Origin of the sequence: Frigoribacterium sp. CFBP 13707 (assembly GCF_014842245.1) — a bacterium.
GTDB classification, from domain to species: Bacteria; Actinomycetota; Actinomycetes; order Actinomycetales; family Microbacteriaceae; genus Frigoribacterium; species Frigoribacterium endophyticum.
The window spans coordinates 246564-265795 of the sequence record NZ_JACYVL010000003.1; the positions used below are offsets into that span (position 1 = coordinate 246564).

At 74.2% G+C, this 19232-nt stretch carries 18 protein-coding genes; 10 read left to right on the top strand and 8 right to left on the bottom strand.

Features of this window, described 5'->3' with window-relative positions:
• Positions 1-53: 53 nt before the first annotated feature.
• A complete protein-coding gene (locus IFT45_RS08135; protein WP_056054922.1) occupies positions 54-1442 on the top strand; it encodes an NAD(P)/FAD-dependent oxidoreductase in 1389 nt (462 codons plus the stop codon).
• A gap of 79 nt (positions 1443-1521) precedes the next feature.
• Here the strand turns inward: IFT45_RS08135 and IFT45_RS08140 are convergent, their stop codons facing one another.
• Entirely contained in the window at positions 1522-2784 is a 1263-nt protein-coding gene (locus tag IFT45_RS08140; protein ID WP_371810918.1) for an MFS transporter, read from the bottom strand.
• Between the two features lie 79 nt (positions 2785-2863).
• Between IFT45_RS08140 and IFT45_RS08145 the strand changes: the two genes are divergently transcribed.
• From IFT45_RS08145 to IFT45_RS08170, 6 genes are all read left to right on the top strand, one after another.
• Positions 2864-4252, top strand: a complete 1389-nt coding sequence (locus tag IFT45_RS08145) for an LLM class flavin-dependent oxidoreductase (RefSeq protein ID WP_056054920.1) — start codon at positions 2864-2866, stop codon at positions 4250-4252.
• 281 nt (positions 4253-4533) lie between these two features.
• Positions 4534-5184 (top strand): ABC transporter permease, encoded by a 651-nt coding sequence (locus IFT45_RS08150; protein ID WP_192127616.1) that lies wholly within the window; start codon positions 4534-4536, stop codon positions 5182-5184.
• Positions 5171-6481 carry an ABC transporter ATP-binding protein gene (locus IFT45_RS08155; protein ID WP_082514363.1) on the top strand — a complete coding sequence of 437 codons (1311 nt, stop codon included), beginning with the start codon at positions 5171-5173 and terminating at the stop codon, positions 6479-6481. Before IFT45_RS08150 ends, IFT45_RS08155 begins: the two co-directional genes overlap by 14 nt.
• A 20-nt stretch (positions 6482-6501) precedes the next feature.
• A complete protein-coding gene (locus tag IFT45_RS08160) occupies positions 6502-7263 on the top strand; it encodes an ABC transporter permease (RefSeq protein ID WP_056055925.1) in 762 nt (253 codons plus the stop codon).
• Positions 7263-8279, top strand: a complete 1017-nt coding sequence (locus tag IFT45_RS08165) for a glycine betaine ABC transporter substrate-binding protein (protein ID WP_056054915.1) — start codon at positions 7263-7265, stop codon at positions 8277-8279. Before IFT45_RS08160 ends, IFT45_RS08165 begins: the two co-directional genes overlap by 1 nt.
• A 121-nt stretch (positions 8280-8400) precedes the next feature.
• Positions 8401-8940, top strand: coding sequence for a hypothetical protein (locus tag IFT45_RS08170; protein WP_056054913.1), 540 nt, complete (start codon positions 8401-8403; stop codon positions 8938-8940).
• On the opposite strand, the gene IFT45_RS08175 is transcribed toward IFT45_RS08170, so the two are convergent.
• The 5 genes from IFT45_RS08175 to IFT45_RS08195 form a co-directional block, all read right to left on the bottom strand.
• Positions 8889-9143, bottom strand: coding sequence for a hypothetical protein (locus tag IFT45_RS08175; protein ID WP_185232709.1), 255 nt, complete (start codon positions 9141-9143; stop codon positions 8889-8891). The two genes, IFT45_RS08170 and IFT45_RS08175, sit on opposite strands and share 52 nt — an antisense overlap.
• 25 nt (positions 9144-9168) lie before the next feature.
• Positions 9169-10005 (bottom strand): MSMEG_6728 family protein, encoded by an 837-nt coding sequence (locus IFT45_RS08180; protein ID WP_371741173.1) that lies wholly within the window; start codon positions 10003-10005, stop codon positions 9169-9171.
• Between the two features lie 55 nt (positions 10006-10060).
• Entirely contained in the window at positions 10061-11851 is a 1791-nt protein-coding gene (locus IFT45_RS08185; protein ID WP_056055923.1) for a DEAD/DEAH box helicase, read from the bottom strand.
• A gap of 77 nt (positions 11852-11928) precedes the next feature.
• Complete coding sequence (gene dinB / locus IFT45_RS08190; RefSeq protein ID WP_192127624.1) at positions 11929-13299, bottom strand: DNA polymerase IV; 1371 nt, start codon at positions 13297-13299, stop codon at positions 11929-11931.
• Positions 13300-13399: 100 nt separating this feature from the next.
• On the bottom strand, positions 13400-14539 hold the full coding sequence (locus IFT45_RS08195) for an acyl-CoA dehydrogenase family protein (RefSeq protein ID WP_192127825.1): 1140 nt from the start codon (positions 14537-14539) through the stop codon (positions 13400-13402).
• Between the two features lie 170 nt (positions 14540-14709).
• On the opposite strand from IFT45_RS08195, the gene IFT45_RS08200 reads away from it, so the two are divergent.
• A complete protein-coding gene (locus IFT45_RS08200) occupies positions 14710-15498 on the top strand; it encodes an SGNH/GDSL hydrolase family protein (RefSeq protein WP_056054904.1) in 789 nt (262 codons plus the stop codon).
• Here IFT45_RS08200 and IFT45_RS08205 read toward each other — a convergent pair.
• Together IFT45_RS08205 and IFT45_RS08210 are read right to left on the bottom strand one after the other, a co-directional pair.
• Positions 15495-16736 (bottom strand): D-alanyl-D-alanine carboxypeptidase, encoded by a 1242-nt coding sequence (locus IFT45_RS08205; RefSeq protein ID WP_192127627.1) that lies wholly within the window; start codon positions 16734-16736, stop codon positions 15495-15497. The genes IFT45_RS08200 and IFT45_RS08205 overlap by 4 nt on opposite strands.
• A complete protein-coding gene (locus tag IFT45_RS08210) occupies positions 16733-17569 on the bottom strand; it encodes an RNA methyltransferase (protein WP_056054898.1) in 837 nt (278 codons plus the stop codon). The genes IFT45_RS08205 and IFT45_RS08210 overlap by 4 nt, the downstream gene beginning before the upstream one ends.
• 99 nt (positions 17570-17668) lie before the next feature.
• On the opposite strand from IFT45_RS08210, the gene IFT45_RS08215 reads away from it, so the two are divergent.
• Both IFT45_RS08215 and IFT45_RS08220 read left to right on the top strand, forming a co-directional pair.
• A complete protein-coding gene (locus IFT45_RS08215; RefSeq protein WP_056054896.1) occupies positions 17669-18508 on the top strand; it encodes a Sir2 family NAD-dependent protein deacetylase in 840 nt (279 codons plus the stop codon).
• 25 nt (positions 18509-18533) lie between these two features.
• Positions 18534-19175, top strand: a complete 642-nt coding sequence (locus IFT45_RS08220) for a histidine phosphatase family protein (protein ID WP_192127629.1) — start codon at positions 18534-18536, stop codon at positions 19173-19175.
• The last annotated feature ends 57 nt before the right edge of the window (positions 19176-19232 follow it).

Here is a 19232-nt window from a genome sequence, read left to right on the forward strand (position 1 = left end):
GCGGGTCGTCGCCGCGTGTCTCTAGTACGGTCGACCCAGGGAGGAACACAACCATGACACAGCGAATCATCATCCTCGGCGGCGGCGCCGCCGGGCTCACCACGGCACTCGAGCTCCAGAAGCGCCAGCCGCCGCAGAGCGCCAGCATCACGCTGGTCGACCAGTCTCCGTACTACACGTACCAGCCCTTCCTGCCTGAGGTGGCCGGGGGCCACATCGCGCCGCGCGACGTCACCGTGCCGCTCCGCAAGGCGCTGAAGAAGACCAAGGTCGTCGAGGCCGCCGTGACGGCGCTCGACGCGAACTCGAAGACCATCACGGTCACGACCGCCGACGGCGTGGCCTCCGAGCTGCCCTACGACCAGCTCGTCGTCGCCCTCGGCGCCGTCACGCGCACCTTCCCCACGCCCGGCCTCGCCGAGAACGGCGTCGGCTTCAAGAGCGTGGAGGAGGCCCAGTACGTCCGTGACCGTGTCCTCGGCAACATCGCCGAGGCGGCCTCCGTCCAGGACGCCGCGACCCGGCGCAAGCTGCTCACCGTCGTCTTCGTCGGCGGCGGCTACACCGGCGTCGAGGCCATGGCGGAGCTCGACGACGCGGCCAAGGCCGCCGTCGACGAGTACCCGACCCTGTCGCGCGACGAGCTCCGCTTCGTGCTCGTCGAGGCCCTCGACCGCGTCGCCCCCGAGGTCGGCCCCGAGCTCTCGAAGTGGACCCTCGGCCACCTGCGCGGCCGCGGGATCGACATCCGCCTCGGCACCACGATGCCCTCGTGCATCGACGGCGACGTCGTCCTCAGCGACGGCGAGACCATCCCCGCCGGCACGATCGTCTGGACGGCCGGCGTCAAGCCGAACCCCGTCGTCGCCGACCTCGGCCTGCCCCTCGGCCCGAAGGGCCACGTCGACGTCAAGGCGACCCTCCAGGTGCAGACCGACGACGGCCAGGTGCTCGACGGCATCTGGGCGCTCGGCGACGTCGCGCAGGTGCCCGACCTCCTCGCGGAGAAGCAGCCCGCGTTCTACCCGCCGAACGCGCAGAACGCCGTCCGCCAGGCCGTGACCGTGGCCGACAACGTGATCGCCGCCCTCTCGGGCGCCCCGCTCGCGGAGTACCGCCACGCGTCGGTCGGGACCGTCGCGAGCTACGGCATCGGCAAGGGCGCGGGCGTGCTCAAGGGCGTCAAGGTCAAGAACGTCGCGGCGTGGCTCGCCCACCGCGGCTACCACCTGTACGCGATGCCGACCGTCAACCGCAAGTGGCGCATCCTCACCGGCTGGGTGACCAACTTCGTCGGCGGGCGCGACCAGACGCCGCTGGTCGGCCTCGCCGACCCGCGCGCCGGGTTCCTCAAGGTGACCCCGGTCGTGGCGCCCAAGGGCGACGACGCGGGGGCGGGCTCGGCGAAGGCCAGCCCCGCGAAGGCCGCTCCGGCGAAGTAGCCGGGTCGCCCGCGGGCGACGAGGCAGACGACGGAGGCGCGTCCCGGGTGACCGGGGCGCGCCTCCGTCGTCGTGTCGGTCAGGCCAGGGCGGGCTGTGGCTCGCGCGGGATGCGGACGGCGGCCAGCGAGGCCGCCGCCAGCAGGAGCGCCGCGACGCCGAACGCGACGGGGAACGACGCCACGTCGACGAGCAGGCCCGCCACCAGGGGCCCGGCGATGGCCCCGACGTCGGAGCACATCGAGAAGATCGCCACCGGCCGGCCGCCGCGGGCGCCCGCGGCGTCGCCGACGAGGGCCGCCGGAGCCGTGCCCATGAAGGCCGTGGCCACGCCGTAGACGGCGAGGAGGGCGCCGAGCACGACGACGTGCGAGGCGAACGGAACCGCGGCGAGGCTGACGGCGGCGACCGCGAAGGAGCCGATCACGGCGGGGCGTCGCCCGACGGTGTCGACGAAGCGCGAGGCCGGCGCGAGCGCGACCGTCTGGGCGACGGCCGCGACGGCGAAGAGGACGCCCGTCCAGGCCGTCGGCCCGCGGAGCACCTCGACGACGAGCACGGGCACCAGGGCGCTCCGGACCCCGAGCGACGACCAGCCCTGCGCGAAGTTCGCGACGCAGGCGGCGCGGAACCGCACGTCGGCCAGCACGTCGCGCAGCGGGGTCGGCGGCTCCGCCTTCTCCGCGGCCGCGCCGCGCGGCACCGGCTTGAGCAGCACGACGCCGATCAGCCCGGCCACGGCGAGCGTCGCCGCGTAGAAGAAGAACGGGGCCGTGAGCGAGATCGTGGAGAGCACGCCGCCGATGGCCGGCCCGGCCATGCCCCCGACGAGGAAGCCGCCCTGGTAGAAGCCCACGGCGCGGGCCCGTCGGGTCGGCGGGGTCGACGCGAGCAGGAGGGTCATGGCGGAGATCGTGAACATCGCGGAGCCGATGCCGCCCAGGCCGCGCATCAGCAGGAGCTGGGGGTAGTCGGTGGCGAGGCCCGCGAGGGCGCTCGACAGGGCGACGATGCCGATGCCCACGCTGAGCACCACCCGCTCGCCGGCGAGGTCGAGCAGTCGGCCGACGAAGGGGCTCGCGACGAGGCGCATCAGGGCGAAGGCCGAGAGCACGGCGCCCACGAGCACGTGGTCGACGCCGAAGCTCTGCGCGTAGACGGGCAGCACCGGCACGACCACGCCGAAGCCGACCATGACGAAGAAGGCGATGACCCCGAGCACCACCACGTCGCGCCCGAGCCGCGGGCGGACCGTCGGCGTCGACTCGGCGGAGGCGTCGGCGGCGGTGCCCCGGGCCTCCGCCGGGTCGGAGGCGGCGGCGGGGTCGGTGGGGCGGGGCACGACTCCAGGGTACGGCCGGAGTGTGACGCCGTGTGTCGCGAGGGAGGCGGCCGCGGCCGTCGTCGACCACCATCGAGCCATGACTCGACGCATCCGGTTCAACGCCTTCGACATGAACTGCGTGGGGCACCAGTCCCCCGGGCTCTGGCGGCACCCTGACGACCGCTCGCCCGACTACACGAAGCTCAGCTACTGGACCTCCCTGGCGCGCCTCCTCGAGCGGGGCCGGTTCGACGGGCTGTTCATCGCCGACGTGCTCGGCACGTACGACGTCTACGGCGGCAACCACGACGCGGCCCTCCGCAACGGCACCCAGACGCCGGTGGGCGACCCGATCCTCCTCGTGTCGGCCATGGCCGCCGCGACGGAGCACCTGGGCTTCGGCATCACCGCCGGCACGGCCTACGAGCACCCGTACCCCTTCGCGCGCCGCATGTCGACGCTCGACCACCTCACCGAGGGCCGCGTCGGCTGGAACGTCGTGACCGGCTACCTGCCGAGCGCCGCCCGGAACATGGGCGCCGACGACCAGCTCGACCACGACACGCGCTACGACCAGGCCGACGAGTACCTCGAGGTGCTCTACAAGCTCTGGGAGGGCTCGTGGGAGGACGACGCCGTCGTCCGCGACCGCGAGACCGGCGTGTTCACCGACCCGAGCAAGGTGCACGACATCGGGCACGAGGGGACGTACTACAAGGTGCCCGGCATCCACGTCGCCGAGCCGAGCCCGCAGCGCACGCCGGTCATCTACCAGGCCGGCGCGTCGCCCCGGGGCATCGCCTTCGCGGCGGGCAACGCCGAGTCGATCTTCGTCGCGGCGCCGACGAAGGAGCGCCTCGCCGCGACCGTGACGAAGCTCCGCGACGCCCTCGAGGCGGCCGGGCGCGACCGGTACTCGGCGCGCATCTACACGCTGCTCACGATCATCACGGACGCGACGCCGGAGGCCGCGCGGGCGAAGCACGAGGAGTACCGCCGGTACGCCTCGCACGAGGGCGCCCTGACGCTGATGTCGGGCTGGATGGGCGTCGACCTGTCGAGCTACTCCCTGGACGACCCGGTCGGCGACGTCGAGAGCAACGCCATCCAGTCGGCGCTCGCGAACTTCCAGGCCCAGGAGGGCGACACCGGGAAGGAGTGGACGATCCGCGACATCGCCGAGGCAGCGGGCATCGGCGGGCTCGGGCCCCGCATCGTGGGGTCGGGCGAGGAGATCGCCGATCAGCTGCAGGAGTGGGTCGCCGAGACCGACGTCGACGGGTTCAACCTCGCCTACGCGATCACGCCGGGCACCTTCGAGGACATCGTCGAGCACGTCGTCCCCGTGCTCCAGGCGAGGGGCGTCTACCCGACCGAGTACGAGCCGGGCACCCTCCGCCAGAAGCTCTTCGGCCGGGGCGACCGGCTGCCCGCGGAGCACCACGGGTCGCGCTACAAGGTGGGGTCGCGAGCCGCCGCGGAGTGAGGCAGGGGCCCTCGGGAGGCGCGGTGCGGGACGTCCTGCACCGCGCCTCCGGCGTTGTCCCCCACATCGTTACACTCCGGTCGCCGCCCCTCCGGCCCACCCCCTCCTGACCGGGGCTTCTCCGACACTCGTTCGGTAACGACGACGCCGTCCGCACCCCGTCGGCGGCGCCCGTCACCGTGACAGCGACGGGCGTCGTGGTTATGGTCGTAGTCGTCCGCCCGGCTCAGCCGGGCGTTCGTGTGAACGGGACGACTACCGGTGACGAGGGGCGAGACGACATGGCGTGGGACTACGTGAGCGACAGGTGGGACCAGATCTGGTTCGCCTCCTGGCAGCACCTCTCGCTCGTGGTGCAGTGCCTCCTGCTCGCCGTGGTGATCGCCGTGACGGTGGCCGCCCTCGTGCACCGCGTGCCGTGGCTGCGCGGCCTCGCCAACGGCGTCTCGGCGGTCGGCCTCACGCTGCCCTCGTTCGCGGTCGTCGGCCTGCTCATCGCCCCGGTCGGCTTCGGCGTCCTGCCGACCGTCATCGTCGTGACGTTCTTCGCGACGCTGCCGATCCTCCGGAACGCCGTCGTGGGCCTCACCGAGGTCGACGACGCGATCGTGGAGTCGGCGCGCGGCATCGGCATGGGCCGGTTCCGCACGCTCGTCCAGGTGCAGCTGCCCCTCGCCTGGCCGATCATCCTCACCGGCGTGCGCGTCAGCGCCCAGATGATGATGGGCATCGCGGCCGTGGCGGCGTACGCCCTCGGCCCCGGCCTCGGCGGCTTCATCTTCTCCGGGCTCTCCCGGCTCGGCGGCGCGAACGCGCTCGCCTCCGTGGTCACCGGGGTGGTGGGCGTCGTCGTCCTCGCCCTCGTGCTCGACCTCCTCCTCGTCGGCCTCGGCCGCCTGACCATCCCGAGAGGCATCCGTGTCCAGAACTGACTCCCCCGCCGCCGCGACCGCCGACTCCGGCGTCTCCGGCCGCAGCATCCTCCTCGACACCGTGACGAAGCGCTACCCGGGGCAGTCCGCCCCCGCGGTCGACGGCATCACGCTCGAGATCCCGGCCGGCAAGATCGTCATGCTCGTCGGCCCGTCGGGCTGCGGCAAGACGACGACGCTGAAGATGATCAACCGCCTCATCGAGCCGACCGAGGGCCGCATCGTCCTCGGCGACGACGACGTGACGAGCATCGACGGCGACGAGCTGCGCCGGCGCATCGGCTACGTGATCCAGGCCGGCGGGCTCTTCCCGCACATGACGGTCGCGGCCAACATCGCCATCGTGCCGAAGATGCTGGGCTGGAGCAGGGAGCGCGTGGCCGCGCGCGTCGACGAGCTGCTCGAGCTCGTGTCGCTCGACCCCGACACCTACCGCGACCGCTACCCGAAGGAGCTCTCCGGCGGCCAGCAGCAGCGCGTCGGCGTGGCCCGTGCCCTCGCGGCCGACCCGCCCGTGCTCCTCATGGACGAGCCCTTCGGCGCGGTCGACCCGATCACGCGGCAGCGCCTCCAGGACGAGCTGCTGCGGATCCAGGAGGAGCTGCAGAAGACCATCGTCATCGTCACGCACGACTTCGACGAGGCCGTGAAGCTCGGCGACTGGATCGTGATCTTCTCCGAGGGTGCCCACATCGTGCAGTACGACACCCCCGAGCGGATCCTCGCCGAGCCCGCGAACGAGTTCGTCGAGAACTTCATCGGCTCCGGGGCGGGTCTCAAGCAGCTGACCCTCGCCCGCGTGGGCGACGTCGACCTGGCGGAGGCGGTGGTCGCGCGCCCCGGGGAGCCCGGTGTCGAGGTCGTCGCCCGCGTCGAGGCCGCCGGGCACGCGCACGCCGTCGTCGTCGACGAGCGCGACCGGCCCGTGAGCTGGCCCTCCCTGAGGCAGCTGCGGCGGGTCGACGTCGTCCCGGCGACGCCCGACGCCGACCTGCCCGTGGTCGGCAGCGGCGCCACCCTCAACGACGCGCTCGACACGATGCTCGTCTCGAGCGCGGGGGCGGCCCTCGTCACCGGTCGTCGTGACGCGTTCGTCGGCGTCATCACCGTGGAGGTCGTCATGGACGCCATCACCCGGGCCAGGAAGGCCGCGGCGATCGCCGCGACCGACGCGCCGGTCGGCACGAACACCGGGCCGCTCTCCGTCCTCCCCGAGCCGGTCGCCGGGGGCACCGGCAGCGGCAGGGGCTCGGCCGGGTCGGAGACCGACGTGGCCGCCCCGCGGGACGTCGCGTGAGCGCCGCCGTGGAGCCCGCCGTGGCCGCCCCGGCCCGGCCGGAGCGACGTCGCCCCGCCCGCCCGGGGCTGCTCGGCCTCGTCGTCCAGCCGGTCGCCGTGCTCCTCGCCCTCGGGGCGTTCGTCGTGTGGCTCACGACCGCCGACCTCACCACGGCGGAGCGCACGACGCTGAACCCCTCCGACCTCCTCGGCTACACCGGCGAGCACCTGGCGCTGACCTTCGTCTCGGCCGTGATCGTGCTCGTGATCGCCGTGCCGCTCGGCGTCGTGCTGACCCGCGGGCCGTTCCGCCGGGTCTCGGGCCCGATCCTGGCCGTCGCGAACTTCGGCCAGGCCGCGCCGGCCATCGGCCTCGTCGTGCTCCTGGCGTTCTGGCTGGGCTTCTCGTTCTGGGCCGCCGTGGTCGCGCTCGTCCTCTACGCGATGCTGCCCGTGCTCCGCAACACGATGATCGGGCTGCAGAGCGTCGACGGCCGTCTGGTCGAGGCGGGCCGCGGCATGGGCATGTCGTCGCTCGCCGTGCTGTTCCGGGTCGAGCTGCCCCTGGCCGTCCCGGTCATGCTCTCGGGCATCCGGACGGCGCTCGTCCTGCTGGTCGGCTCCGCCGCCCTCGCCACCTTCATCGGCGCCGGCGGCCTCGGCCTGCTGATCACGACCGGCGTCAACCTCTTCCTGCCCCGGGTCCTCGTCTCGGGCGCCCTGCTGATCGCCCTCCTGGCGCTCCTGATCGACTGGCTCGGCCGCGTCGTCGAGCACGTCGCCCGTCCGAAGGGACTCTGATGACGACCACCGCGACCCCGCGCCGCCGACTGCGCCGCGCCTCCCTCACGGCCCTCGTGGCCGCCTCCTCGACGGCCCTCCTCGCCGGCTGCGGCCTGCAGCCGGCCACCGCCTTCGTGCCCGCCGTCGCGCCGGGCTCGATCGAGGCGATCGAAGGGCTGCCCGACGACGCCTCGCTGACCGTCACGACGAAGAACTTCACCGAGCAGCTCATCCTCGGCAAGATCGCCGTCCTCGCCGCGAAGGCGGCGGGGTTCGACGTCACCGACATGACGAACGTGCCCGGCAGCGTGGCCGTGCGCCAGCTGATGCTCGACGGCGACGCCGACATGACCTACGAGTACACCGGCACGGCGTGGCTCACCTACCTCGGCGAGGCGGCGGGGATCCCCGACCAGGAGGAGCAGTACGTCGCCGTGCGCGACGCGGACGTGGCGAACGGCCTCGTGTGGCTCCCGCCGGCTCCGCTGAACAACACGTACGCGATGGCCGTCCGCTCGGAAGCGGTGCCCGAGCTGGGCGACGTCGACTCGCTGAGCGACATCGCGGCCCTGCCCGTCGAGCAGCGGACCTTCTGCGTCGAGGCCGAATTCAACTCGCGGGCCGACGGCTTCGCGCCGATGCTCGAGCGCTACGGCCTGGAGCTGGGCGCGGCCGACGGCGTGCCGACGAGCAACGTCAGCATCCTCGACACGGGCACCGTCTACGAGGCCACGGACCGTGGTCGCTGCAACTTCGGCGAGGTGTTCACCACCGACGGCCGCATCGACTCGCTCGACCTCACGGTGCTCGACGACGACCAGGGCTTCTTCCCCGCGTACAACGTCGCGCCCGTCTTCTCGGCGGAGGCGCTGGAGGAGACCCCGGAGCTCGCCGACGTGTTCGACGCCATCTCGCCGTCGCTCACGGACGAGGAGCTCCGGACCCTCAACCGCCGCGTGGACGTGGAGGGCGAGGAGCCCGCCGACGTGGCCTTCGACTGGATGGTCGAGAAGGGCTTCGTCACGCGGCCGTGAGGCCGACCGCGGCGCCGGGGAGGGACCGCGCCGTCCCTCCCCAGGGGGCTCTCGTCCGGGCCGGAGGGGCCGGGCTGGGGAGAACGGCAGTGTCGGCCTGCTCCCCCGCGAGGCTGTGCCCATGACCGACACCGCCAGCCCCGCCCTCGACCTCCACCGGCCCCTCCGGACGACGCCCGACCTGCACCGTCTGCTCACGCACTTCTTCCCGGTGGCCATCCGGCGTCAGCTCTGGACCCTCTTCCTCGACGCCGCCGACGTCCCGCTCCCGGTCGTCGTGCCCCTGGAGGGCATCCCGCTCCGGCCCGCCGCCGAGGCCGTGGGCCGGTGGGCGGACGCCGTCCAGGCCGTCGCGCGCGAGTTCGGGGCGTCGCGCGTGGTCTTCGTCGTCGAGCGGACCGGGAGCCGCGCGGTCAGGGCCTCCGACACTGCGTGGCGGGACGCCCTGCTCCGGAGCCTCGACGACCGCCCCTGCGGCGTCCGTGCGGTCGCGACCTGCACCGACGACGGGGTCGACGTGCTGATCGACGTCGGAGCGTCCGACACGGCCCCGACGGGAGTGCCCGCCCCGGCGTCGGCGAGGGCGGCCCTCGCCGTCGCGCCCGCCGGTCAGGCGTCGCCGAGCCGCCGGGCGGCCTCGGAGCGCGTGGCGGTCCGCTGACCGCGGTCGCGGTCCAGGTGCCGCCACCACGCCGCCTCGGCGAGCTCGGCGGCCGTGTAGACCCCCAGCGACTCGTCGCCGGCCCGGTCGACCGACCACCGGGTCAGGCGCCAGCCACCGCCGAACCTCTCGACGACGGCTTCGGGAGGCGCCTCCGGCGAGGCACGGACGAGAAGTCGGTCGTCGTCGGCGCGGTCGAGCATCCTCCGATGCTACCGACGCGGCCGGTCAGGCGAGCGCGATCGGGAAGAGCGACCGCGGGTCCTGCGCGAGGGCGGGTCGGGGCAGCTCGGACCGGCTGAGCGAGGAGTCGTCGAAGGCGACCCGGCGCAGGAGCACGGGCGCCCGGTCGTCGTCGAGGGCCGAGACGACCTCCCCCACCACGCGACCACGGCGGAACGACCGCTGTGCGCGATCCGGCACGAGCAGCTCGGACCCGTCGGGGAGGGTCGTGAAGCGCTCGACCTGGGCCTGCCAGACGGCACCGACCTTGCCGCGGGGCGACGACTCGGCGAGGGTCACGACGCCGGCGTCGACCCAGTCGTCGTGCTGCCGGGCGGTGAGCGGCCTGACGACCCAGGCTCGGCGCTCGGCCGTCAGCGCCGGCTCGTCCGACGGGAGCGGCGCCGCCGGGTCGGCCGGGGGCCACACGTAGTCGAGGTCGTCGGGCACGTCGGGGAACCGCGCGCGGTACCAGTCGGGCTGCTTCTGCACGAGCTTCGAGCGGTGGCTGCGGTGCACCGACTCGTCACCGAGCCACGGGGGCAGCTCGAGCGACGCGAACGGGACGCCGTCGACCTCGGGGGCGAACTCCGCGATCTGCGGCCGGACGGTGTCGGCGTGGCCCTGGGCGAGCCACTCGTCGGTGATGGCGAGGGAGTACGAGGTCAGGGCGGGCAGGTGGCCGCGCCACATAGCGATGGCCGGGTGGCTCTGCCAGCCGTAGCCGGGCAGGGTGACGGCCCGCAGCACCTGCAGCGCCTCGACCCGCTGCTTGCCCAGCCGGGCCTGGTCGAGGCTCCTGGCGGTCTCGACGGGATCGGGCCAGGGGAGGAACGTCTGCACCCGCCCCACGCTAGGCGCGCCCCGGCGAGGGCGGCCGGGTGCGGGTCGGGCAGCGCTACTTGCGGTTGCCGATCCGCCCGCGCAGCACGTCGATGCGCTTCTGGATCTGCTCCGTGCTGGCCTGAGCGACCGCCGGCCCGCCGCTGATCCGGCGGAGGTCGGCGTGGATGAGGCCGTGCGGCTCGGCGGAGTGCCGCGACCAGATCGAGACGAGGCGGCTGAGCTCCTGCCGCTGCTCCTTGATGGTCTGGTACATCGGCCGCGCCTCCTCGACCGGCGCCGTCGTGGGCATGCCGTTCTTGGCCGAGCGCTTGGCCTGCTTCGCCTGGCGCTGCCGCAGCAGTGCTCGCACCTCGTCGGGCTCGAGCAGCCCGGGGATGCCGATGAAGTCGAGCTCCTCCAGGCTGCCGATCTCGCCGCCGGTGCCGAACTCGCCGCCGTCGTAGAGCACGCGGTCGAACGAGGCCTGCGAGTCGAGCGCCTCGAACGGCTGCTGCTCGAGCAGGCTCGAGGCCTTCTCCTCGCGGTTCGCGGCCGCCATCATGTCGTCCTCGGGCGCGAAGATGCCGTCGTCCGCGGTCTCCGGCCGGTCGAGCGCGTGGTCGCGCTCGAGCTCGAGCTGCCCCGCGAGGGCCATCAGGCTGGGCACGCTCGGCAGGAAGATCGACGCGGTCTCGCCCCGTCGCCGGGCCCGGACGAACCGGCCGACGACCTGGGCGAAGAAGAGGGGGGTGGAGGCGCTGGTCGCGTAGACCCCGACCGCGAGCCGCGGGACGTCGACGCCCTCGGACACCATGCGCACCGCGACCATCCAGCGCGCGTCGCCGTCCGAGAACGCCTGGATGCGGTCGGAGGCGGCCTTCTCGTCGGAGAGCACCACGGTGGGCCGCTCACCGGTCAGTTTCTGCAGCACCGCGGCGTACTGCCGGGCGGCGGTGTGGTCGGTCGCGATGACGAGGCCGCCCGCGTCGGGGACGCCTCGGCGGACCTCGGTGAGGCGCTTGTCGGCGGCGGACAGCACGGCGGGGATCCAGTCGCCCTGGGGCGAGAGGGCGGTGCGCCACGCCTGGGCCGTGATGTCCTTCGTGACGGCCTCGCCGAGGGAGGCGCTCATCTCGTCGCCCATCCGGGTGCGCCAGCGCATCTGGCCCGCGTAGGCCATGAAGAGCACGGGCCGCACCACCCCGTCGGCCAGGGCACGGCCGTAGCCGTAGGCGTAGTCGGACTTCGACGTGCGGATGCCGTGCTCGTCGGGGGCGTACGTGACGAACGGGATGGGCGCGGTGTCGGAGCGGAAGGGCGTCCCCGTCAACGACAGCCGGCGGGTCGCCTGGCCGTAGGCCTCGCGGATCCCGTCGCCCCAGCTGAGCGCGTCGCCGCCGTGGTGCACCTCGTCGAGGATGACGAGCGTGCGGCCCGCCGCCGTCATCGCCGCGTGCACCTGCGGGTTCATGCCGACCTGCGCGTAGGTGACGGCGACGCCGTGGTAGTGCCGCCCGAACGTGACGTCGGCGTTCTTGAACATCGGGTCGAGGCGCAGGTTCACCCGGTCGGCCGCGTCGGCCCACTGCCGCTTGAGGTGCTCGGTCGGCGCGACGACGACGACGCGGTCGATCTCGCCGCGCGAGAGCAGCTCGGTGGCGAGCCGCAGGGCGAAGGTCGTCTTGCCGGCGCCGGGGGTGGCCGCCGCGAGGAAGTCGCGAGGCGAGGTCGCGAAGTACTGCTCGAGGGCCTCGGCCTGCCAGGCCCGCAGTTTGCTGGCCGTGCCCCAGGCAGCCCGCTCGGGGAACGCCGGCGAGAGGTGCTCGGCGGCCGAGTTGCCGGCCGTCGCGCCGACCTCGCCCAGGTCGAGCTCGTCGTGCTGGCCGGTGTCGTCACCCCCGGCCGGGTCGGTTGCGCTAGCTGTGCTCACTCGACCCGATCTTACTCGCCGTGGCCGGGGTGGTCGGGCCGCGGGGCCGGTCGACGGGGCCCGCGGCCCGCGGGCCAGGGCGCGTCGCGGCCCTCGCCGGACGAGGCGCCGCGCCGCGGCGCCCGCGCGTCGGCGCCCGTGTCGGGGCCCGAGAGCCCGTCACGTCGACGCGCGCCGAGGAGGGAGGCCGGGGTGAGCATGGTCGAGCCGAACTTGGCCCGCAGGGCGTCCATCGTCGACTCGGCCTCGCGCCAGCCCGCGTCGTCGTCCCACAGGGCGAGCGAGCCGCCCCCTCCCCCGGCGCCGAGCTGCTCGACGCGGACGCCGACCAGCCGGATGCGCTCGTGCTGCTTGCCCGTGGCCTCGTACACCGAGCGCACCTCGTCGTAGATGCGGCGACCGAGGTCGGTCGGGTCGGCGAGCGTGCGCGACCGGGTGATCGTGGTGAAGTCGGACGTGCGGAGCTTGAGCACGACGGTGCGGCCGCTCAGCCCGGCGTCGCGCAGCCGCGACCCGACGCGGTCGCTGAGCCTCAGCAGCTCGCGGCGGATGACCTCGGGGTCGACGACGTCGGTCGAGAACGTCACCTCGTGCCCGACGCTCTTCTCCTCGGTGCCCGTGGTGACCACACGCGGGTCGCGGCCCCACGCGAGGTCCTGCAGCTTGGCGCCGGCCGCGGGCCCGACGGCCCGGACGAGGGTGTCGAGCGACGCGGTGGCGACGTCGCCGACGGTGCGCAGCCCCAGGTTGCCCAGGACCTCCTCGGTCTTGCCGCCGACGCCCCACAGGGCACTGATCGGTCTGGGGTGCAGGAAGGCGACGGTCTGGTCGTGCGGCACCACGAGGATGCCGTCGGGCTTCGCCACGCTGGAGGCGAGCTTCGCGACGAACTTCGTGGACGCCGCCCCGACGCTGCAGCGCAGGCCCGTCTCGGCGTGCACGCGCCGGCGGAGCTCGGTGCCGATGGCGAACGGAGACCCCATGAGCCGGACGGCGCCGGAGACGTCGAGGAAGGCCTCGTCGATGCCGAGTCGTTCGACCCGCGGCGTGACGTCGTCGAACATCGACATCACCCGACGCGACCAGTACCGGTACTTCTCGAAGTGCGGCTCGAGCACGACGGCCTGGGGGCACCGGCGCAGGGCGATCGCCATCGGCATCGCCGAGTTCACCCCGAACTTGCGGGCCTCGTAGGTGGCGGCCGTGACGACCGAGCGGTCGGACCTCTGGCCGATCACGACCGGCAGGCCCCGGAGATCGGGCCGGTCGAGCAGCTCGACGGAGGCGAAGAAGGCGTCCATGTCGACGTGCAGGATCGGGGCCGACACGTCGTCGGTGGGGACGGTGGTGACCAGCCGCCCGCTGCCGTCCTGTTTGCTCACCCGAGCATCCTCACACGCACCACCGACAGCGTCGGGCGGCGGGCGCCTCCCCGGCTGTCCGGCCGTCGTCCACGACCGGGCCGCCCGGTCGCCCGCGTGGTCAGTGGTCGGGGCCGAGGAGCCAGTTCGCGACCGTCGCGTGGGCGGAGTCCGTGCTCGACGGGTGGAACCGCCCGGCCAGCACGTCGCGCTGCAGCCGCCCGAGCTCGCTCGACGAGCGGAACGACGCCCCGCCCGCGACCGCGACCGCCTGGTCCACGACGGCCCGGGCGGTCTCGGTGACGCGGGTCTTGAGGCCCACGAGGATCGCCGACCAGGCGGCCCCGTGGTCGACGAGCCCGTCGACGTCGCGGGCCACCGCGTCGACCTGGGGCTCGATGCCCTGGAGAAGCACGGCCGCGTCGGCGACGCGCCAGCGGACCAGCGGGTCGTGGGAGCGCGGAGCGCCGCCGGCCCGGTGCGAGGGCCCGGCGGTCGCGCTCTCGACCGCGAGCTCGACGGCCCGGCGGGCGACGCCGCGGTACACGGCGGCGACGAGGGTCTCGAAGACGGCGAAGATCGCGAAGACCAGGGGGTCGCCGCTCGGCCCGACGGGCAGCACGCGCACCACGCGCTCGGCGGGCACCTCGACGCCCTCGAGGCGGGTGCTGTGGCTCTGCGTCGCCCGCATGCCGATGGTGTCCCAGTCCTCGAGCGACGAGTGGCCGGGCTGGTCGCGGTGGACGAAGCCGTGCACGAGCACGGGGGCCTCGGGGTCCGTGTCGTCGCGCCCGAAGACGCCGAGGCGCGTCCAGACCGGGGAGAGCGAGGTGGACGACTTCACGCCGGTGAAGCGCCAGCCCCCGTCGCCCGTCGGCTCCGCCCGGGTGAGCGAGTCGAAGAGCACGGCGTCGTTGCCCGGCTCGCTGACGCCGAAGGCGAAGACCTCGCCCCGCGCCGCGTCGTCGAGCACGAGGTCGAGCGACCGGTCGCCGCGGGCCGCGAGCACCGCGGCGCAGCCCGTCCAGACGAGGTGCATGCCGACGGCCAGCGCGGTGGCCGGGGCGGCGGCGGCGAGGCGGGACTGCGCGGCGGCGACGCGTTCGAGCCCCCAGCCCGCGCCTCCCTGCTCCGTGGGCACGAACGCGCGGAGGTACCCGCGCTCGCGCAGCTCGGCGAGGTCGTCGTGCGGGAAGGTGCCCTCCCGGTCGTGGCCGGCAGCGCGGGCCCGGAAGCGCTCGAGGAGGTCGTCCGGCAGCATCTCCTCGGGGCTCGTCTCCTCGGGGCTCGTCTCCGCGGGGCTCACCTCCGCGGGGATGGAAGCGGTCGAGGTCGGCGGGGTGGTCGGGGGCACGGGGTCGAGGCTAGCCACGCGAGGCCCCGGGCGGCAGCCCCTCGGCCGGGCGGAGGGCGGGCGGTAACGTGGAGGCCATGACTCAGCAGCACCCGTGGTCGCGCTACGTGGCGATCGGCGACTCGTTCACGGAGGGCATCGGCGACCCGGAGGAACGCTCTCCGGGCGGCCACCGGGGCTGGGCCGACCGCGTCGCCGAGGTGCTCGGGGCGTCGACGGAGGACTTCGCCTACGCGAACCTGGCGGTGCGCGGGCGCCTGCTGCAGCAGATCATCGACGAGCAGGCCGAGGCCGCCCTCGCGCTCCGGCCCGACCTGATCTCGGTGTCGGCGGGAGGCAACGACATCATCCGCCCCGGCACCGACCCAGACGCCGTCGCCGCCGGCTTCGAGGGCCTCGTCGAGACGCTGGGGTCGCAGGGGGCCACGGTCGTCGTCTTCACCGGCCCCGACATCGGCCTCACGCCCGTGCTCGGCCGCCTGCGGGGCAAGGTCGCCATCTACAACGAGCACGTGCACGCCATCGCCCTCCGGCACGACGCGGTCGTGGCGGACATGTGGGCCCTCCGTCAGCTCGGCGACCCCCGCATGTGGGCGCCCGACCGTCTGCACTTCAGCCCGCTCGGCCACCACACCATCGCCCGCGCCGTGCTGCAGGCCCTCGCGGTGGAGAACGACCTCGAGCCCTGGCGCACCGAGCCGCTGCCGCCTCGACCGTGGCGGCAGGCTCGGACGGAGGACCGCCGGTGGGCCCGGGAGTACCTCGTGCCGTGGGTCGTCCGGCGCCTCCGCCACCAGTCGTCCGGCGACGGCGTGCAGCCCAAGCGGCCCGAGGCCGCGTCGGTGCTGTACCGCGACGAGCCCTAGCCCGCCGCAAGCACCTCGTCGGGGTGGGTCAGCCGCCACCACGCGTCCGGCTCGGCGAGGGCCCGGTCGAGCACCAGCGGCACGTCGACCTCCTCGTCGCCGATCTGGAACCGCACCCGGCCCACGTCGTCGCCCGCCGCCCCCGTCGTCACCGACTCGGTCTCGATCGAGGCCGTCACCGTCACGTCGCCCCAGACGAGACGGCTCGCGTCCGTCGAGGCGACGGCCTCGGTGCCCGCCCCCCAGGGCAGCTCGTACGACGCCCAGACGTCGCCGGCCGTCGTGGCCGTGACGGTCTGGAACGCGCCGGAGACGCTCGTGAGCAGCCGCTGCACGTCGGCGTCGAGGGAGTCGTGGTCGACGCCGCCGAGCATGACCCCGACGACCGTGACGGGCTCCCCCGCGATCGTGTAGTCGGCGGCGAAGAGCAGGCAGGCGCCGGCCTCGTCGAGGGTGCCCGTCTTGATGCCGACGACGCCGTCGAGCCCGAGCAGCTCGTTCGAGTTCTCGATGACGCCGACGCCCGGCACGGTCGTCGTCGGGGTCGCCACGATCGCGGCGACCTCGGGGTCGGCCAGGGCGATCTCGCCGAGCCGCACGAGGTCGGTCGCCGTGCTCGTGTTCGACGGCGACATGCCGGTCGGCTCGACGAGCGTGGTCGAGGTGAGGCCGTTCTCGGCGAGCCAGGCCGTCGCGGCGGCGACGAAGCCGGCCGTGTCGCCGAACGCCCACCGGGCCAGGGCGTCGGCGTAGTTGTTGGCCGACTCGATCAGCGACACCTGCAGCATCTGCTTCTCGGTCAGCTGCTGGCCGAGGGTCATCGGCGCCACCTTGCCGTCCTGCGACCGGTAGGCCTCGTAGAGGGCGACGTCGTCGGCGTCGAGGGTCAGCGACGGACCGTCGCCCCCGTCGAGCGGCCGGGCGTCGAGCACGACGAGGGCGGTGACGACCTTGCTGATGCTCGCGATCGGCAGGGGCGTGGTCGATCCGCTCGTCGTCAGGCTCTCGTCCCACCCGACGGCCTGCACGGCGGTCGCGCCGTAGCTCGGGAACGTCAGCTGGGCCCCCGGCTGGGCCGGCGCCGTCCACTCCGCCGCCGCGGCCGTCGCCGGGGCGAGGGGGGCGAGCAGGACGACGGGCACGTAGACGAGCGCGGCCAGCACGACCACGAGGGCGCCCGCGACCACGGCCCGGACGCCGTGTCGGCGACGTCGGGCCGGTCGGGCGCCGCGGCTCACGCGGCGTCCGCCCCGGCGGCGGAGGCGGGGGCCGGCACGCGCAGGGCCCAGAGCGCCACCGCGCTGGCGGCGGCGACGTTCAGGCTGTCGACCCCGTGCAGCATGGGGATGGTGACCACGCGGTCGGAGGCGCGCAGCGCGGCCGGGCTGAGCCCGTCGCCCTCCGTGCCGAGCACGAGCGCCACCCGCTCCGGGGGCGCGGCGGCGTACTCGTCGAGCGCGACGGCGTCGTCGGAGAGGGCCAGGGCCGCCACCTCGAAGCCGGAGGCGCGGAGCAGGTCCGCGCCCTCGGGCCAGTCGGGCAGGCGCGTCCACGGCACCTGCAGCACCGTCCCCATGCTCACGCGGACGCTCCGGCGGTAGAGCGGGTCGGCGCAGCGGGGCGTCACGAGGACGGCGTCGGCCCCGAGCCCCGCCACGGCCCGGAAGATCGCGCCCACGTTCGTGTGGTCGACGATGTCCTCGAGCACCACGACCCGACGCGCGCCCTCGATCACCGACTCGACCGACGGGAGCACGGGCCGGTGCATGGCCGCCAGCGCGCCCCGGTGCAGGTGGTAGCCGGTCAGGGTCTCGAGCAGCGCCGCGTCGCCCACGAAGATCTCGCCGTCGTGGTCGGCGACGAGCGGCTCGATGTCGGCGAGCCAGCGCTCGGTCATCAGCACCGAGCGCGGCACGTGCCCGGCCCGCAGCGCCCGCTCGATCACCTTCGACGACTCGGCGATGTAGAGGCCGCCCTCGGGCTCGGTGACGCGGCGGAGCGCGACGTCGGTGAGCCTCGCGTAGTCGGCGAGGGCGTCGTGGTCGAGGTCGGTGATGCGGGTGATGCGCACGGCGCTCCAGGGGGCGGCGCCCGGTCGGTCGACCGACGAGGACGGGAGGGGCAGAGACGACGTCTAGGCTAACGTCACGCACCCGAAGGAGCACCGCCCGTGTCGAACGCCACGCCCCCGTCACTCGACGCGGCCGCCCTCGACGAGGCGGTCGCCCTCCTCGGCGGGCGCACGGTCGCCGTGCTGACCGGCGCCGGCGTGAGCACCGACTCCGGCATCCCCGACTACCGGGGCGAGGGCGCCCCGGTGCGCAACCCGATGACCTTCCAGCAGTTCCTGTCGGGCGAGCGCTACCGCAAGCGCTACTGGGCCGGCAGCCACCTCGGCTGGCGGTCGTTCCGCGCGGCGACGCCCAACGAGGGCCACCGCGCCCTGGCGCGGCTCGAGGCCGCCGGCGTCACGAACGGCGTCGTGACGCAGAACGTCGACGCCCTGCACGAGCGGGCGGGCTCCCGTCGCGTGGTCGACCTGCACGGCACCGTCGACCGGGTCGTCTGCCTCACCTGCGGCCAGTCGTTCGCCCGCGACGTGGTCGCCGCCCGCCTCTCGGCGGCGAACCCCTGGCTCGACGAGCCGGAGAGCGTCCGCCTGGCGCCCGACGGCGACGTCGAGGTCGCCGACATCGACGCGTTCGTCGTGCCGGAGTGCACCGTGTGCGGGGGCATGCTCAAGCCCGACGTCGTCTTCTTCGGCGAGTTCGTGCCCGTGGAGCGGTTCGCCGAGGCGCGCTCGCTCGTCGTCGGCGCCGACGCGCTGCTCATCGCCGGGTCGTCGCTGGTCGTCAACTCGGGCATCCGCCTGCTCGACCAGGCGACCCGCCGCAAGATGCCGGTCGTCGTGGTGAACCGCGGGGTCACGAAGGGCGACCCCCGGGCCACGGTTAAGATCGACGCGGGCACGTCGGAGACGCTGACGGCCCTGGCGCGCCGCCTCTCCTGACGCGGGCGCCGACCCGGAGGCCACCATGACGCTGCTCTACCTCGTCCGCCACGGCGAGACGGACTGGAACCGCGCCCGGCGCATCCAAGGCGCCACCGACATCCCGCTCAACGACCTCGGCCGCCGCCAGGCCGCCGAGGCGGGCGACCTGCTCGCGCGCCGCACCGTCTCCGTCGTCGTCGCGAGCCCGCTGAGCCGCGCCGCCGAGACCGGGGCCATCATCGCCGCGCGTCTCGGGCTGGCCGCCCCCGAGCACGTCGCGGACCTCGCCGAGCGACGCTACGGCGAGGCCGAGGGCCTCACCGGCTCCGAGGTCGAGGAGAGGTTCCCGGCCGGCACCCGCGTGCCCGGGCGGGAGAGCCGTCGCGAGCTGCTCGCCCGCGTGCTCCCCGCCCTCGTCGAGGCCGCGGGTCGGAGCCAGGGAGGCGCGGTGGTCGTCGCGACGCACGGCGCCGTCATCAGGGCGGTCGTCAACCACGTCTCGAGCGACGAGCCCGCGGACCTGGGCGTGCCGATCCGCAACGGGTCGATCCACTCCTTCGTGCTCGTCGAGGGCGGCCTCCAGCTGCGGACCTTCGACGACCCGGTCGAGGAGGAGTCCGAGCGCGCGGGGCGCTACGCCTTCGAGTACCAGAACGCCCTCGAGGGGCCGGCCGACGAGGCCTGAGCGACGAGGTCTGAGCGACGAGGCCCCGCCGACGACGCCCGACCGACGAGGCCCGCG